Genomic DNA, 16,206 nt, shown 5'->3' with positions numbered 1-16,206 from the left:
GAAACCATTATGAAAAACCTGAAAATGACCCTCGCCGCCATCGCACTAGCTTCTGTCTCTTTCGGTAGCTTCGCCGCAGAGTTAGTCAGCAGCCAACCGGCCGATCTGCAACAATCAGGCGTGATCACCGTGAGTGGCGCTTCTGACCTGTCATCGCTGGAAAATAAACTGGCGGCAAAAGCGGATGCAGCCGGCGCCAAATCCTTCCAGATCATCGCAACAACCGGCAGCAACAAACTGCACGGCACCGCGATTATCTATAACTAATCGTTCAACGGTTTTATGCAAAGAGGCGGCCCTAGTGCCGCCTTTTGCTCGTCAGCCAAACCAGCCCAATAACTCGAACCACAGATAATCCAACGGGACCAACAGCCCAAAGGTTAACAGGGCCAGCAGCAGACACAGTTTCAGTCCTTCGCGCGGAGGAACTTTCCCCATCCCCATCGCCACCACAATCGGTGATGCCTGGTACGGCAGTAGCGGCGTGGCATAGCCAATCACCTGCGTCATCAATACCGTGGTTAGCGGTAAGCCGCTCCCCTCTGACAGAACCTGCGCCAGCGGCGTGAACAACGCGGGTACGCCATTGGCCGTCACCACAAAATTCAACAGCGTCGTAATACCGATCAACATGCCAAAAGCGGTAAATGGCCGATCCTGGGTTTGCGGTATGACGTTCAGCAATGCATTGCCTAACCAATCCCCCAACCCGGAGTGGCTCACCAAAGCCGTCAACCCAAGGATCCCCGCCACATAGAGACAGGTGCGAATGTTGACACCGGCCGCAAACTGCTCCCCCGTCAGGAAACCAATACGCGGCAACAGGCAAACGCAGGCAGCAGCCAGCCCCACCCAGGCGGGAGCGATGCCGTGCCAGCTGTCGGTGACCCACAATAGCACCGTGACGAGCAACAGAGCGATCAACCGCCACTCCGCCACGCTAAGTGCTCTCTGCTCGGCAGTTTTTTCCACCGGCTGCGGCTTGGCACGGAACAGCCAGCAGATGCATAACGTCAGCAATACGCCTTTTGCCACCCCCAGGATCGGCGCATGCAGCAGCAGGTAAGCCAGGTAGGTGAAGTGAATGCCATAGGCGCTTTCTGCCGCCCCGCTCATCACCAGATTAGGTACGTTGGCAGGCAAAATACTTGCCGAAAGCTGGAAGGTGCCAAACCCCACCGCCAACGCCAGGCCATAACGGCCACGCGATCCTTCCGCCAACCCGGCACGTTCGGCCAACGCCATGATGATCGGCATCAACAGGGTAATACGCCCCATATTCGACGGCATGACAAAGGCCAGCGCATAGCTAATGGCCACCACTCCGCCCACCAACCGCGGCCAGGATCCAGCCAGCAGCGGCAAAATACGATTGGCTAACCGATCGGCCAGCCCAGTAGAGCGAATGGCCGTTCCCAGCACAAAGCCGCTCAATACCAGCCAGAATGCCGATGAGGCAAAGCCGGAAAACACCACGGCCGTCGGCGCTAGCTGTAACACCATCACCGCAGCAAAAAACAGCAGCGCAACCAGATACTCCGGCAAACGCGACGTTGCCCATAAGGCGATCACCACCAAAGTCACCAGCGCGGAAACGCCCATCGGGTAATCCATCATCCCCACTCCCTGTCATCGTTAGTTTTTTGTTATCAACTGGTTATATCTTCACATATCGCAAACGCCCGAACGGTGAAACGGCTCACAGTTCACGGGCGGCGGCCAAATCGGCCATACTCTCCCCGCGCCAAGAGGCTACTCTGGTTGCAGGCTAACGCCACCTATTTTCCCTTTTGCCAAAAGTGGCCCATGCTTAGAGGGGTCGAGCATTTGGCACACGTTTACTGACGAACCGGGGTACTGACTGATGACGAAAAAGACCACGCTGTTACAGTTTTTCCATTGGTACTACCCGGATGGCGGCAAGCTATGGCAGGAGGTCGCCGAGCGTGCCCCTGCCCTGGCCGAGCTGGGCGTAACCGATCTCTGGCTGCCACCGGCCTATAAAGGGGCTGCGGGTGGCTATTCGGTGGGGTATGACAGCTACGATCTGTTCGATCTGGGGGAGTTTGATCAAAAAGGCACCCGCGCCACCAAATATGGCGACAAAGAGGCGTTGACGCAGGCCGTTAATAGCCTGCGCGAACAGCAAATCCGGGTGATCTATGACGTGGTGTTCAACCACAAGATTGGCGCCGATGAAAAAGAGCAGGTGCACGTCTATAAGGTAGATGAAGATAACCGTAACGATATCGCAGAGGTTGGCATCGACGCGCTGGCCTACACTCGCTTTACCTTCCCAGGGCGGCAAGGGACCTATTCCAAATTTATTTGGGACTACACCTGCTTTAGCGGCGTCGATTACATCGAGCAACCGGATGACAAAGGCATCTTCAAAATTGCCAATGACTACGGCGAAGAGGGTTGGAACGATCAGGTTGACGACGAAAATGGCAACTTTGACTATTTGATGGGCGCTAACGTGGAGTTCCGTAACCAAGCCGTCGTCGAGGAGCTAAAATACTGGGCACGCTGGTTGATGGAAATCCTGCCTTGCGACGGGTTCCGGTTGGATGCCACCAAACATATCCCAGCCTGGTTCTTTAAAGATTGGGCAGATCACGTGCGCGATGCGGCACAGCGCGATCTGTTTATCGTGGCCGAATACTGGTCACACGATCTGGCGGCATTACAACAGTATTTAGTACTGGTCGATGGTAAAGTGATGCTGTTCGACGTGCCGCTACAGCTGAAATTCCATCTGGCGTCAAAACAGGGCGATAGTTACGATATGTCGCAGCTGTTTACCGATACGCTGGTCGCCGTCGATCCTGCCCATGCGGTAACTCTGGTGGCAAACCATGACACTCAGCCGTTGCAATCGCTCGAAGCGCCGGTCGAGCCCTGGTTCAAACCGCTGGCCTACGCCCTGATACTGTTGCGTGAACAAGGCGTTCCTTGCCTGTTTTACCCGGATCTGTACGGTGCCAGCTATAGCGATCAAGGCGATGACGGCCAGGAATACCAGATTGACATGCCGGTGATTGCCGAACTGGAGAAACTGATCCAGGCGCGTCAACGCTTTGCCAACGGCGAACAGCACGACTATTTTGACGATCCGCACTGCATCGCCTTCAGCCGCAGTGGCACTGCCGAGCAACCGGGTTGCGTGGTGGTGATGACCAACGGGGCCGAAAGCAATAAAACCGTCGCACTGGGCGAAAATTTTGCGCATAAATCCTGGCGTGACTTCCTCGGCAACCGCGAGGACGATATCATGACGGATGAGCACGGCAGTGCAGCCTTCCCGGTCAACGGCGGCAGCGTTAGCGTCTGGGTCATGGCCGAAGCAGAGTAAGGACCTCCGGGGAGGCAATGTACCACCCCGGCGGCAAAACCCATTTTTGCCTTTTTGGTCTGATTTTTCATTAAGACCATAAGCAAATATTCACAGCGGAGCCTAAATAGGGTACAAGGCTGCATGAAAATTCCAAAACGACTCCAGCCATTGGTAGATGATGGTTTAATCGACGACGTCATCCGCCGTTTGAAAAGTGGCAAAGAAGCCGACGTATTTATCGTGCGTTGCGGTAAAGAGATCCGCTGCGCCAAAGTGTACAAAGAAGCCGATAAACGCAACTTCAAGCAGGCCGTGAACTACCAGGAAGGCCGCAAGGTGCGCAATAGCCGCGACGCCCGCGCCATGAGTAAAGGCTCCAAATTTGGCCGCCAACAGCAGGAAGAGGCCTGGCAGAATACCGAAGTGGACGCGCTATACCTGCTGGCCAAGGCCGGCGTACGTGTGCCACAGCCGGATATCTGCCTGGACGGTGTACTGCTGATGGAGCTGATCACTGATGAAGAAGGTCTGGTAGCCCCACGCCTGAGTGACGTCACGTTAACGCCTGAACAGGCGTTGAACGATCATGCCTTGATGATGAACTATGCCGTGCGCATGCTCTGTGTTGGGCTGGTTCACGGCGATCTGTCAGAGTTCAACGTGCTGATGGATAAAGACGGGCCGGTGATTATCGATCTGCCGCAGGTGGTAGATGCCGCCGCCAACAACCACGCCAAAAGCATGTTTGAGCGCGATATCAACAATATGACTCACTATTACGGCCAGTATGCGCCGCAGCTGCTGGGCAGCAAGTATGCCAAAGAGATTTGGGCGCTGTACCAGGAAGGCAACCTGACGCCGGAGACGGAGTTGACCGGTAAGTTTGTTGAAACCAGCAAGCGGGCCGACGTTGACTCGGTGCTGGAGGAGATCCAGGCGGCCAGTGATGAGCACCAGCGGCAACTGATGGCGCGTAACGAAGAAGAAGATTGATATTCAGCATCAAAATGACCCCTCACCCTAACCCTCTCCCACAGGGAGGGGGACCGTTCGAGCCACAGATTAATTCCTGTGCCTCACTTAGACTTTGTATTAGCGGAAACTTAAATCCCCACAGATTGACTTCTGAACCTGATTTCAACTCCGTCCAGCACCCTCTCCCTGTGGGAGAGGGTTGGGGTGAGGGGCCTCAAAGCCAACGCCTTACCCGACGGCAAAACGCCTCGTAGTCTAGCCCAAAGTTGGTACGTAGGAACGCCTCTTCGCGCGGGATCTGCACACGATCCAGGTAGGCAAAAAACAGCCCCCACCATAACCAGACGCCGATACCGCCCAGCAATAGCCCCCAGGCCGCCAACAGCAGGATCTGCCCCAGATACACCGGATTACGGCTGAAACGGAAAACTCCGTTAACCAGCAACGCGCTGACCCGCTGAAATTTTTGTGGATGCAACGTGGTGCCAGCCCGGTGAAAAGCATAACTGGCACTAAACATAATCATCACAGAAGATACCGCCAATACGCCTGCGGCCAAGAGAATAAGCAGGCTATCTTGCCAATCCCCCTCGGTTAGCCAGCGGGTTGCCGCCATCCCCGTAGCACAAACCGCCATCACCACCGGCGGCAAAGCCAGCCGCTGCAACCACGCTACCATTTTCCTATTCCCTCTCGACCACGCAATGCTATTTGCGCTATAACAAACTCTCCCCGTAACGACGCCAGAGAAGAGACGATGAGCCAATATGCCCCACAATTCTGGCGCGATGAACGCCTGCCGTTCGTTGAGGCCCGCGCCGTCGAAGATGGCCGCAAGCTCTGTTATGCGCTGCACAGCCACGAGTTCTTCTGTATTGGCACCATCACCGCCGGTACCAGCACCTATGTTAACGGCGACCAACACCTACAGGTTAAAACCGGTGACGTGGTGATCATCAACCCGCAGCAGGCGCACGGCTGCAATCCTATTGGCGACCAACGCTGGGCCTATACCATGTTTTATATTGACCAGCACTGGTTGGCAACGCTACAGCAGGACTCTGACGCAGGCTTCGTGCCGTTCAAGCAGATTATGAGCCAGGATAAGACACTGTTTAACGGCCTGAATCAGCTGTATGGGGTACTGACCGATCCGCTCTGTTGCCATCTGGAAAAGCAGATTGCCCTGGTGGATTACTTCAGTAACCTGCCACAGTTACTCGGCGAATCTCCGGTTCCACAGCAGGATATGACCCCTAAATTGGAAATAGCTGCGGCGTTTATCCGCACTCATTGTACCCAGTCGCTGACGTTAGAGGCGATCTGCCAAGCATCGGCCCTCTCCCCTTCTTACCTGATCCGCGCATTTAAGAACCGCTACGGTATGACGCCTCATGCCTACCTGGTCAATCAACGCGTCCAGCACGGCCAGCGGCTACTGAAACAGGGCTTCTCGATTGCCGCCGCCGCCAACGAAAGCGGGTTTGCCGATCAGGCGCACTTTCAGCGCACCTTCAAACAGCTGCTGGCAGCCACCCCCGGCCAGTATCAGATCCCCTCGGCCAGCAAGTAACAGGCGCTGAACGCCAGCAGCAGCGCCATCAAGCGGTTAAAACGCCGCAGATTGTGCGCCCGTTGCAACAAGCTGCTCAGCATAGCTCCGGCGTAGGCCCAACAGGCTATCGACAGGTAGCAAATCACAAAATAGAGCCCGGCAAATTGCCACAGCAGCCGCATCTCCCCATCACCGACAAAGGCCCCCATGCTGGCGACAGAAGCTAACCAGGCCTTGGGGTTCAGCAATTGCAGCAAGGCACCATACCAATAAGAAGGGGTTTGTTGCCGATTGCCCTGGCTCAGTTTCCCGTCATCCGCTGCGAGTTGATAGGCCATATAAAGCAGAAAGGCCACGCCGCCCCAGAGGATCGCAGTAGTCAGCCACGGCCATAAGGTAAGCACTTCATGCATTCCCAAGCCAATCGACACCAGTAATAACGTGAAACCCAAGGTCGCACCGGTTACATGCCGCAGGCTGGACGTAAAGCCGAACTGCGCCCCACAGCTAAGTGCCACGATGTTTACCGGACCGGGAGTAATAGAGGAGGCCAACGCAAAAGCGGCCATAGAAAGGTAAAGCGTCATAGTCAGCACCTGTAGAAGAAAATTACAGGTGCCAGCGTGCCGGGTTACAGCGGAAGTGTATTGAAGGAAATTGCCCTGCTGCGCTTTTAGAATCATCGTCATCATTAACCAGACTCATAGCATGGGGACTTAACAACAAATCACTCATCTATTTAAGCTTAACGGACATTTTTCCAAGTGATGCGCTTAATGTTTCCGCTTTCGAAATAACGTTATAAGGGTCAACAGAAGCCGCCCCTGAAGGGGCGGCAAAGTGAAGAGAGCAGAGTTGATGAGAAGCGACCACCGCTAAAGGTGAAATATTACTTAAACCAACCAAACACGGTATTGATCAGCAGCGATGAAATGGTGAAGTCCGGGTCGGCAAAGGTCACGCCATTGGCACCCAGGCCCGCGAACAGATGCAGCGTCAGCGCCGGGAATACGCACAACAGCAGGCCGTTGATGGTGCTGGCGATGATAGCCCCACGGAACCCACCGGTGGCGTTACCAAAGATCGCCGCCGCACCGCCGGTAATAAAGCTGGCCATAATACCGGGCACGATAATCGGCAAACCGATAAACGGGAAAATCAGGATACAAATCAGCTCTACCAGGAAACTGACCAGGAAGCCGATCAGGGTGGCATTAGGCGCTTTGGTAAACAGCACCATCACATCCACTGCCGGCACAGCTCCAGGGGCGAACACTTTGGCAAACCCTTTGAACGCTGGCACGATCTCTGCAGTAAACATGTTGACGCCAGCCTTGGCCATATACAGGCCGCAGGCAAAAATCGCCGACTGTTCCAACACAAAGATCAGCACGTTTTTATCCGCAGCCCCGGCACCATAAACCATGACCATGGCATCCTTAACCTGCGGTTGTGTGGCGAAGATGCTGGAGATGACCAGCAGGATTAACATCGTTAACAGCGTAGCGACGTTAGGCTCGCGGATAAAGTCAAACTTGTTGCTGATCACCACGTGTTCGGTATCGTGCTTTTTATTACCGAACCATTTCCCCATATAAGAACCGATAATATAGGAGGAGATCGCCGCATGGGAAATGGCATAATCATTCGAACCAATAATATCCCGGCTGAACTTGCTCAATATATACGGCGATATCGCCATGTAACAACCAATGAAGATTGAAGCGATAGTCACGATAGCAACCTGGCTATAGCCCAGTTCGGCCAGCACCGCCGTCAGCGCAAAGGCCATAAACAGCACCAGGTGCAGGGAAAGATAGATATTTTTAAAGCGGGTAAAACGCGCCAGCAAAATATTCAGCAACATGGAGAACAGCAGGATAATCGCAGCTGTCGCTCCCAGTTTATCGATGGTCGCCGCCATAATGGCTTCGTTGCTTGGCACCACCCCAACAATATTAAATGCGTTAGAAAACAGCGAACTAAATGCGGTCAGCACTTTCATCAGAATGCTACCACCGACCTTGATCATGGTGAAACCGATGAAGGAGAGTAAGGTCCCGGTGATAATCCTTGAAATCGGTGCTCGTTGAAAAATCAGCCCCAGGAAGGCGACGATCGCAATGATCACCGATGGTGTTTTTACCAAACTAAGCAATATGTCCACGATATCCCTCATTATTTACATTATTTATGCAGGAAGGACGAATTTCTTGTTACCCAATAGATCCCAAGCCGCAGTTTGCTAGGGCAAAACAATGCCCTGGCCTACGGTGCTTTAGCTTGAAAGGTGAAGGGAGCAATGAGCCTTCGATGGACACAGTGATACCATGCAGGATTTTTTTTTACTGCTGGCACATGATTGATTCGAGATCTTAATCACGAAAAATGAAACATTGTTTTATATTTGTGAAACACCTTTTCATTTTTAGTTCTTGCCGATGAGAAGCCTTGTGACAGATTTGGCCATGATGTGTCTGACTGGCAATCAGGCCTGTGCTCCATGCCCTGGTTCATTTATTTTGACGTGTCATTTACCCACCGCTATCTCAGTGCCAAACTGCGGGTCTTTATCGACTGGGCGGTGAACGATTCCACTAGCCTGTCTGCATGCGGTTTGTGGTAATATTGAGCGCAATATCATTCTGATCCTGTAGGTGCCCACATGGCATACATTCCAAAAAACTACGCGAGACTGGAAACCGGTTACCGCGAAAAAGCACTGAAAATCTTCCCGTGGGTCTGCGGGCGCTGTTCACGCGAATTTGTTTACTCCAACCTGCGTGAACTGACGGTGCATCACATCGATCATGACCACAGCAATAACCCGGAAGACGGTAGCAACTGGGAAATGCTGTGCCTGTACTGCCACGATCATGAACACTCAAAGTACACCGAGGCCGATCAATATGGCTCCACAGTGGTGGCAGGTGAAGATGCGCAGAAAGACGTAGGGTTAGCCACACATAACCCCTTCGCCAATCTGAAAAACATGATGAAAAAGTAGCGTTATTCCCCAAGCGGGGCCGCAGCATGCATGCGGTTCCGCCACATCCCTACCTTAATGACTTCACAAAACACCAACCTGTTAAGCTATTAACTTAGTTAAATTCAACGCCTATGTTAGCCCTTTTTTTCAGCTAAAAAATCACTAAGTTAGTAAGTTGCCAAGCAAATAAACCCACAAGTTAGGACTTTCACTACTTGGCAAGCCACGGCCAATGGGGCATATTGTCGTCACACGCACTTGTTAACTCATTTAACTACCAACCTAACAAGCGCATTAACTTATTAAGTTAGCTACTTAATAAATTATCCGCTTGGCAACTTGAGAGATGGCAGCATGATTGTTTTGATTGGTTCGCAGAAAGGCGGCGTCGGCAAATCGACCATGGCGGTAAACATCGCCGGATATCTGATCCTGAAACAGAAGAAAACGGCTATTATCGTCGATGCCGACGACCAGAAATCCATCATGACCTGGTTCAACGACCGTCAGAATGTTGAAGGGCTTCCGCAGATCCCGGTGGTGGCAGCCTCAGGCAAGATTAAAGAAACCCTGCTGGAACTGAACCGTCACTACGATTATGTGATTGTCGATACCGCTGGCCGCGACAGCGCAGAATTACGCTCCGGGCTGCTGGCCGCCGATCTGTTTATCTCCCCGTTGCGCCCTTCGCAGATGGACCTGGATACCATCGGCTACCTATCCGAGATGTTCTCCACCGCCCAGGAATACAATGAAAAGGTAAAAGGCCACATTGTGCTCAACCTGTGCCCAACCAATATCTTCATTAATGAAGCCAACGAAGCAGCCGAAGTGCTAAGCGAATACCCGGAACTGAAGTTGGTGAGCAACCGTCTGTGCGATCGCAAAATTTATCGCGATGCCTGGGGCGAAGCGCTAACCGTGCATGAAGCGCACAATGAAAAAGCGCAGCACGAAATCGAAAGCCTGGTAACAGAGGTGATCCTGTGAAAAAACGTACGCCAACCCACCGCATGTCGGAAGATGAATTTATCAACAGCGCCACTTCACATACGTTGATTGTTCCCGCCCCTCCAGCCGTTGCCGAAAAGCCCCAGGGCCGTAAGCGCATTTATAAAGCACTGTCCGTCAGCCTGACGGATAACCACGTGGAGATGATCGACGAAGTGATCGGTCATGCGGCGCGTAACGGCATCGTACGCATCACCCGTTCTGATGTGATCAAGTTGGCCATCGACACTTTGGCCGACAAGAGCGAGGCGCAGTTGCTGGCCTTGCTAAAGAAGATCTGAATAACTTAATAACCTACCAGCTTATTAAACCAATAAGCTGGTGGCGCAGACGATAAATTAACAACCAGGTAATTTGATAGCTTATTAAGTTAATAAGTTATTAACTAAACCCCATTGATATTACTAAAATTAATCTGTCAGTAATAAACTAACCTGCCGAGTTACCCCTTGCGGGAAAGGGCTACAGTGAGTGGGACTTAACGGGCCGCAGATTGAATACGGCCCTGAAACATTAGCGGTTAACGGAGCGGGCAATGCGGGTATAGGTGTGGCGTACGCCGCGGATCGCCACGCTGTAGGCAAAGATATTCTCCGGCAACGCCAAGCCAAGATAGCCGGTATCACCGATATGATGCAGATCGGCCCCTGCCATTTTGCTCATCAGAGCAATCTGGCGAATGGTTTGCACATCGGCCCCCTCCTGAGATGTGCCGATGGCGGTCATCGCCAGCGCGCCCTGTTGCTGAGTAAACGTAATCAGCGAGGCGACCTTTTCCTGCGACATTCCAGGGATGGTGCCCGGTGCTGGCAGCAGTACGATATCAGCTCCGTTTTCTACAAACAGTGCGATATCTTGTTCAGTGATCAACTGACTGCCGCTTTCACGCACAATCCCGGCACCGTGCATTTTGCCGGTCACCAGCACCAGCTTATCGCCCACTTCGTCACGAATGTGCTTCAGCGCCTCTGCGATGGCCTGGTTGCTGACGCCGTTATTCGGGTTACCGGTCAAAACCACCATGCGAGCGCCAAGCTCATACAACTTTCGGGCGTTTTCCGCCGTGGCCGCGCGCCCCGCCGTCATCTGCCAGAACTCATTATGCGTGGTGGCAAACGCCGGGTCGACGGCTTCCAGATTGACCCCGATGACGCGCCCGGTCAGCCGTTGCAGTTCGCGTATGGCATTCTCAGGCGGCACATCACCAGGCAGCCCGGCAATGTGCGGCTGATTGACATCAAACAGGTTCAGCAGCAGGATGTCGGCCCCCTGGCTGGCAGCCAGCTCGGCATTGGTAACGTTATTGAGCAGCGGCTGAGTGACCGCGATGGTCTCACTGACCAGAATGCGCCCTTCGCTGGCACGGATGGCGTAGATCAGATCGTCTTTGCTGATGTTGGCCAGATCGCTGGCGCTACAGTCCAGATATCTTTTCATGATGGGATCTCCGATGATGGGTACTCATAGAAAAGGGAGAGCAGATCTTTGAGCTGGTAAAGACCCCCTCACCCTAACCCTCTCCCCCAGGAGAGGGGATTTAACGTGCCACAACGTAACTCTAGTATTTGATCTTCGCTCTAGATTTAAAGTGCCAAAAATTGACTCCGGCACCTGACAACGGTTCCATACCTGCTCCCTCTCCCTGTGGGAGAGGGTTGGGGTGAGGGGCCAGTAACAAAAGTAAACGCTCACAAACTTATTTCAGGATAAAGCTCTGCTGTTGCAGGTTGTCCGAGTCCAGGCCAACAAACACGTTGAATTTACCCGGCTCCGCGCCCCATTTCAGGCTGGCGTTATAAAACTTCAAATCGTCCTCGGTAATCGGTAATTCCACCCGCTGTTCCTGCCCGGCACGCAACGTCACCTTCTTGAAGTTACGCAGCTCCTTGATCGGGCGGCTGACCGAGGCGGTTACATCCTGCACATACAGTTGCACCACGGTGGCACCGTTATATTTACCGGTATTTTTCAGCATCACGCTGGCGGTAATTTTGCCATCGCGCGCCATTTCCGGGCTGGAAAGCTTGAAGTCAGACAGTTCAAACTGGCTATAGCTCAGGCCAAAACCGAACGGATACAGCGGACCATTTGGCGAGTCGAAGTAGCGTGAGGTGTACTTGCCTGGGTTTTCCTTGCCGAACGGTCGGCCAGTGTTGAGGTGGTTGTAGTAAATCGGGATCTGCCCCACCGAACGCGGGAAGGTCATTGGCAGCTTGCCGGAAGGGTTGTAGTCACCAAACAGCACGTCGGCGATGGCGTTACCGCCTTCGGTGCCGCTGTACCAGGTTTCCAGCATCGCATCTGCCTGTTCACTTTCCCAGCTCAATGCCAACGGACGGCCATTCATCAGCACCAGAACCAGCGGTTTACCCGTGGCTTTCAGCGCCGCGATCAGGTCACGCTGGCTTTGTGGAATGGTGATATCCGCCCGGCTGGAGGCTTCATGAGCCATCCCCTGCGCCTCACCCACTACCGCCACCACCACGTCGGCCTGTTTGGCGATCTTCACCGCTTCATCAATCATCTGTTGTGGCGGACGCGTGTCAAAGGCCACCGCAGGTTCATACTCGTTCAGATAATCAATAATGCTCTTGTCCTGAGTAATATTGGCCCCTTTGGCGTACAGGATGCTGGCCTTATCGCCCACCGCATTCTGCAACCCTTCACGCACGGTGATCGACTGCTTCACCACGCCTGCGGCTGACCAACTCCCCATAATATCGCGCTGGCTGTCGGCCATCGGCCCGATCAGCGCAATGGTACCCTGCTTTTGCAATGGCAGCGTCTGCTTGTCATTTTTCAGCAGCACCATCGTTTTACGGGCAATCACACGGGCTTCCGCACGGTGCAGACGGCTTTCGGCATTGGTATCCTGCGGGTCGGAACCAACCGGGCCAAGGTGGTTATACGGATCTTTAAACAGGCCCATATCATATTTGGTGTTCAGCACGTCGCGGCAGGCTCGGTCGATCTCACTTTCAGAAACCAAACCCTCCTTCACCAACCCCGGCAAGTATTGGTCGTAATACTCGTCGCTCATGCTCATGTCGACGCCGGAGGTGATCGCCAAGCGCACCGCGTCGCGCGCGTCCGCGGCCACGCCATGCTTAATCAACTCTTTAATCGCGCCGTGATCGCTAATGGTGATGCCTTTAAAGCCCCACTGGTCGCGCAGGAGATCTTTCAGCAACCATGGGTTGGCCGTCGCCGGTACGCCGTTGATTGAGTTCAACGAAACCATCACGCCACCGCTGCCAGCATCTACCGCCGCCTTATACGGCGGCAGGTAATCCTGATGCATACGCAACGGGCTCATATCGACGGTGTTATAGTCACGGCCACCTTCAACTGCACCATACAGGGCAAAGTGCTTCACGCTGGCCATCACCGAACCCGGCTTGGACGGATCGCCATTCTGGTAGGCATCCACCATCACTTTGGCAATCTTCGATACCAGCCAGGTATCCTCACCGAACCCTTCGGAGACTCGGCCCCAACGCGGATCGCGGGTAATATCCACCATCGGCGAGAAGGTCATGTTCAGGCCGTCATCGCTGGCTTCCTGCGCTGAAACACGTCCGCTCAGGGCGATAGCCTCCAGATCAAAACTCGCCGCCAGCCCCAGGCTGATCGGGAATACGGTACGCTGGCCATGTACCACATCATAGGCAAAAAACAGCGGGATCTTCAGGCGGCTGAGCTGCATGGCCTGATCCTGCATGACGCGGATATCTGGCCGGGTCACGGTGTTGAAGATCGCCCCGATCTGGCCTTTGCTGATGCCTTCACGAATGGCCTCTTTCGGGTTATCTGGCCCAACGCTGATCAAACGCAGCTGGCCGATTTTCTCTTCCAGCGTCATCTGCTTCATCAGGTTGGAGACAAAGGCATCACGCTCCTGAGCATAGATCCCTTGGGTCACACTGCTTTCCTGCGCAAAAACCGGGCTGATAGCCAGGCCGGACAACATACTCACCACACAAAGCCATTTCATAGTTTGATTCTCAGGCACGTCCCCGCCGGCAATGTCGGCCAGGAGGCATTAATAGATGTGAGCACGCAGTTTGCCATACTCTTTTTGTTTGCAGAATCAATTCGTCTGCGTTGTTGTTAGCAGATGATGCAGCCTGCTCCGGCTGGCTTGCGCCTCTGCCCCCAGCCACTCCACCAGCCGGGTTAAGGCCGCAGGCACCACCGCATGTTCGGGGTAAACCAGATAATAGGCGGCACCGCTGACCACGCTGATCGGGAACGGCGTAATAATGCGATTGGCCTGAATATCCTCCTCTAGCAGGCACAAATCGCCAATGGCGATACCACAGCACTGTAATGCGGCGCTCATCGCCAGATCGAGCGTATCAAAATGCTGTGACTTGGCAGAGGGCAACGCCGTCTGCCCCGCCGCTTTCAACCATAGCAACCAATCACGGCGATCGCGCGTAGGATGCAGCAAGGTTGTCTCCGCCAGATCGGCAGGTTCTGGTGGCCGATCCAGGCCAGGCAGATAGTTCGGCGTGCAGACCGGCGTCAGGATCTCATCAAACAGGTGGTGCACCACCAGCCGTTTGCCCTGAGGTTTGCCAAACACCACCGCCGCATCAAAATGCTCGCTGCCAAAATCCAGCCCGTGCGATACCGACGCAGTCAGTTCGATATGCATCTCTGGCCGTTCATTCTGCAGGCGAATAATGCGCGGCAATACCCAGCGCATCGCACAGGTTGGGCATTTGACGCGTAGCGTACCCGGCTGCTCCCCGGCCTTGTCCAGCGCTTGCGCCAATTGCTCTAACGCCAGTTGTACCGGTGCCAACAGCAGCGCGCCCTGTGGCGTCAGCGTTAACCCACGCGCGCGGCGGCTAAACAGCGGATAACCCAGTTGCTGTTCCAAACCCAGGATCTGGCGGCTAACCGCGCCCTGCGTCAGGTGCAGCGTCTGGGCGGCATGGGTGAAATTGAGACGCTCAGCGACCACCACAAAGGTTTTCAGCACGTCGAGCGACGGCAGCGATGTTTGCATAATAAATCCCGATACCTGCATTTATTTTCAATATCAGCCATGATCTGGCTGCATGGCAAGCATGACGAATTTTCTCTTGTTAGCCCATCCTAACTGATGCTTAATCATTCGACACTCGATTCTTTTGCCAGGAGCCCCCCATGCACAGCGCCTGCTCGCAACGTTCGAAACTGCCGGACGTTGGCACTACCATTTTCACCGTGATTGGCCAACTGAGCGCCGAACATCAAGCCCTGAATCTGTCGCAGGGTGCCCCCAATTTTGCCTGTGATGTGCAACTGGTTGAGGGCGTTGCCCAAGCCATGCGTGCAGGTCATAACCAGTACGCCCCGATGAGCGGCGTAGCGGCACTGCGTCATGCACTGGCAGAAAAAGTTGAGCGTCTGTATGGTGCCCGCTATGACGCCGACGACGAAATTACGGTGATCGCCAGCGCCAGCGAAGGGTTGTACTCCGCCATCAGCGCGCTGGTCCATCCCGGCGATGAGGTGATCTATTTCGAACCCGCCTTCGACAGCTACGCCCCGATTGTGCGTCTGCAAGGGGCAACCCCGGTTGCCATCAAGCTTTCGCTGCAAGATTTAACCATCGACTGGAATGAGGTGGCGGCGGCAATCAACAGCAAAACGCGGATGATCATCGTCAACAGCCCGCACAACCCTACCGGCAGCGTATTCGATGAACACGATATCGAGCGCTTGACCGCCCTGACCCGCAATACCGATATCGTCATTCTTTCCGATGAAGTGTATGAGCACGTGGTGTTTGATGGTGGCATTCACCACAGCATGGCCTGCCATCCTGCTCTGGCAGAGCGCAGCGTGATCGTATCTTCCTTTGGCAAGACCTATCACGTCACCGGTTGGCGCGTCGGTTACTGCATGGCACCGGCAGCGCTGATGGACGAAATCCGCAAGGTGCACCAATTTATGGTGTTCTCTGCCGATACCCCGATGCAATACGCCTTTGCCGCCGCCCTGAATAATCCACAGAGCTACCTGGGGTTGGCGGAGTTCTACCAGCAAAAGCGCGATCTGCTGGCAGCCGCGTTGCAAAAATCACGCTTTGAGTTACTGCCCAGCCGTGGCAGCTTCTTTATGTTGGCCCGCTTTAGCGGTTTCAGTCATGAAAGCGACAACGACTTTGCGGTCCGTTTGATCCGCGAAGCCAAGGTGGCCACCATCCCGCTGTCGGCGTTCTACAGCGACGGCACCGATACCGGCATTATCCGGCTTAGTTTCTCGAAAGATAATGACACCCTGCTGGAAGGCGCTCGCCGTCTGTGTCAGGTGTGATCCATTGATTTTTACCATGGGGAAGCA

At 54.2% G+C, this 16,206-nt stretch carries 16 protein-coding genes; 9 read left to right on the top strand and 7 right to left on the bottom strand.

The window, feature by feature from the left end; genetic code table 11:
- Positions 1–9 precede the first annotated feature (9 nt).
- A complete protein-coding gene (gene bhsA / locus AC6HVW_RS08150) occupies positions 10–267 on the top strand; it encodes a multiple stress resistance protein BhsA (RefSeq protein ID WP_021805178.1) in 258 nt (85 codons plus the stop codon).
- A gap of 51 nt (positions 268–318) precedes the next feature.
- Here the strand turns inward: bhsA and AC6HVW_RS08145 are convergent, their stop codons facing one another.
- Positions 319–1,617 (bottom strand): SLC13 family permease, encoded by a 1,299-nt coding sequence (locus AC6HVW_RS08145; protein WP_071683223.1) that lies wholly within the window; start codon positions 1,615–1,617, stop codon positions 319–321.
- A 247-nt stretch (positions 1,618–1,864) separates the two neighbouring features.
- On the opposite strand from AC6HVW_RS08145, the gene amyA reads away from it, so the two are divergent.
- Both amyA and AC6HVW_RS08135 read left to right on the top strand, forming a co-directional pair.
- The gene (gene amyA, locus AC6HVW_RS08140) at positions 1,865–3,355 is read left to right on the top strand and encodes an alpha-amylase (protein WP_497569327.1); all 1,491 of its coding nucleotides are present in this window, start codon (positions 1,865–1,867) and stop codon (positions 3,353–3,355) included.
- Positions 3,356–3,478: 123 nt separating this feature from the next.
- Positions 3,479–4,330, top strand: a complete 852-nt coding sequence (locus AC6HVW_RS08135) for a PA4780 family RIO1-like protein kinase (RefSeq protein WP_021805181.1) — start codon at positions 3,479–3,481, stop codon at positions 4,328–4,330.
- A 196-nt stretch (positions 4,331–4,526) separates the two neighbouring features.
- Here AC6HVW_RS08135 and AC6HVW_RS08130 read toward each other — a convergent pair whose 3' ends face one another.
- The gene (locus AC6HVW_RS08130; RefSeq protein ID WP_071683221.1) at positions 4,527–4,991 is read right to left on the bottom strand and encodes a methyltransferase family protein; all 465 of its coding nucleotides are present in this window, start codon (positions 4,989–4,991) and stop codon (positions 4,527–4,529) included.
- Between the two features lie 78 nt (positions 4,992–5,069).
- Here AC6HVW_RS08130 and AC6HVW_RS08125 point away from each other — a divergent pair, with 78 nt between their 5' ends.
- The gene (locus tag AC6HVW_RS08125; RefSeq protein ID WP_071683220.1) at positions 5,070–5,885 is read left to right on the top strand and encodes an AraC family transcriptional regulator; all 816 of its coding nucleotides are present in this window, start codon (positions 5,070–5,072) and stop codon (positions 5,883–5,885) included.
- On the opposite strand, the gene AC6HVW_RS08120 is transcribed toward AC6HVW_RS08125, so the two are convergent.
- Both AC6HVW_RS08120 and AC6HVW_RS08115 read right to left on the bottom strand, forming a co-directional pair.
- Entirely contained in the window at positions 5,861–6,454 is a 594-nt protein-coding gene (locus AC6HVW_RS08120) for a LysE family translocator (RefSeq protein ID WP_071683219.1), read from the bottom strand. The two genes, AC6HVW_RS08125 and AC6HVW_RS08120, sit on opposite strands and share 25 nt — an antisense overlap.
- 302 nt (positions 6,455–6,756) lie before the next feature.
- Complete coding sequence (locus tag AC6HVW_RS08115; protein WP_071683218.1) at positions 6,757–8,034, bottom strand: PTS ascorbate transporter subunit IIC; 1,278 nt, start codon at positions 8,032–8,034, stop codon at positions 6,757–6,759.
- A 336-nt stretch (positions 8,035–8,370) separates the two neighbouring features.
- On the opposite strand from AC6HVW_RS08115, the gene AC6HVW_RS08110 reads away from it, so the two are divergent.
- The 4 genes from AC6HVW_RS08110 to AC6HVW_RS08095 all read left to right on the top strand — a co-directional run bounded on the left by AC6HVW_RS08110 (position 8,371) and on the right by AC6HVW_RS08095 (position 10,148).
- A complete protein-coding gene (locus AC6HVW_RS08110) occupies positions 8,371–8,493 on the top strand; it encodes a hypothetical protein (RefSeq protein ID WP_256221184.1) in 123 nt (40 codons plus the stop codon).
- Positions 8,494–8,532: 39 nt separating this feature from the next.
- Positions 8,533–8,874: an HNH nuclease YajD gene (yajD, locus tag AC6HVW_RS08105; protein ID WP_021180444.1), complete on the top strand. Its 342-nt coding sequence runs from the start codon at positions 8,533–8,535 to the stop codon at positions 8,872–8,874.
- 336 nt (positions 8,875–9,210) lie between these two features.
- Entirely contained in the window at positions 9,211–9,846 is a 636-nt protein-coding gene (locus AC6HVW_RS08100; protein WP_071683217.1) for a division plane positioning ATPase MipZ, read from the top strand.
- Complete coding sequence (locus tag AC6HVW_RS08095; protein ID WP_021180442.1) at positions 9,843–10,148, top strand: hypothetical protein; 306 nt, start codon at positions 9,843–9,845, stop codon at positions 10,146–10,148. Before AC6HVW_RS08100 ends, AC6HVW_RS08095 begins: the two co-directional genes overlap by 4 nt.
- Before the next feature lie 232 nt (positions 10,149–10,380).
- Here AC6HVW_RS08095 and AC6HVW_RS08090 read toward each other — a convergent pair whose 3' ends face one another.
- The 3 genes from AC6HVW_RS08090 to AC6HVW_RS08080 form a co-directional block, all read right to left on the bottom strand.
- Positions 10,381–11,304: a DUF7916 family protein gene (locus tag AC6HVW_RS08090; protein WP_081367095.1), complete on the bottom strand. Its 924-nt coding sequence runs from the start codon at positions 11,302–11,304 to the stop codon at positions 10,381–10,383.
- A gap of 259 nt (positions 11,305–11,563) precedes the next feature.
- A complete protein-coding gene (gene bglX / locus AC6HVW_RS08085; protein ID WP_186486086.1) occupies positions 11,564–13,861 on the bottom strand; it encodes a beta-glucosidase BglX in 2,298 nt (765 codons plus the stop codon).
- 96 nt (positions 13,862–13,957) lie between these two features.
- Positions 13,958–14,884, bottom strand: coding sequence for a LysR substrate-binding domain-containing protein (locus tag AC6HVW_RS08080; protein WP_071683290.1), 927 nt, complete (start codon positions 14,882–14,884; stop codon positions 13,958–13,960).
- A 140-nt stretch (positions 14,885–15,024) separates the two neighbouring features.
- On the opposite strand from AC6HVW_RS08080, the gene AC6HVW_RS08075 reads away from it, so the two are divergent.
- On the top strand, positions 15,025–16,179 hold the full coding sequence (locus AC6HVW_RS08075; protein WP_179249671.1) for a pyridoxal phosphate-dependent aminotransferase: 1,155 nt from the start codon (positions 15,025–15,027) through the stop codon (positions 16,177–16,179).
- The last annotated feature ends 27 nt before the right edge of the window (positions 16,180–16,206 follow it).

This window comes from Serratia sp. NCCP-200 (genome assembly GCF_059697885.1).
This window is presented reverse-complemented; position numbering and strand designations above follow the sequence as displayed.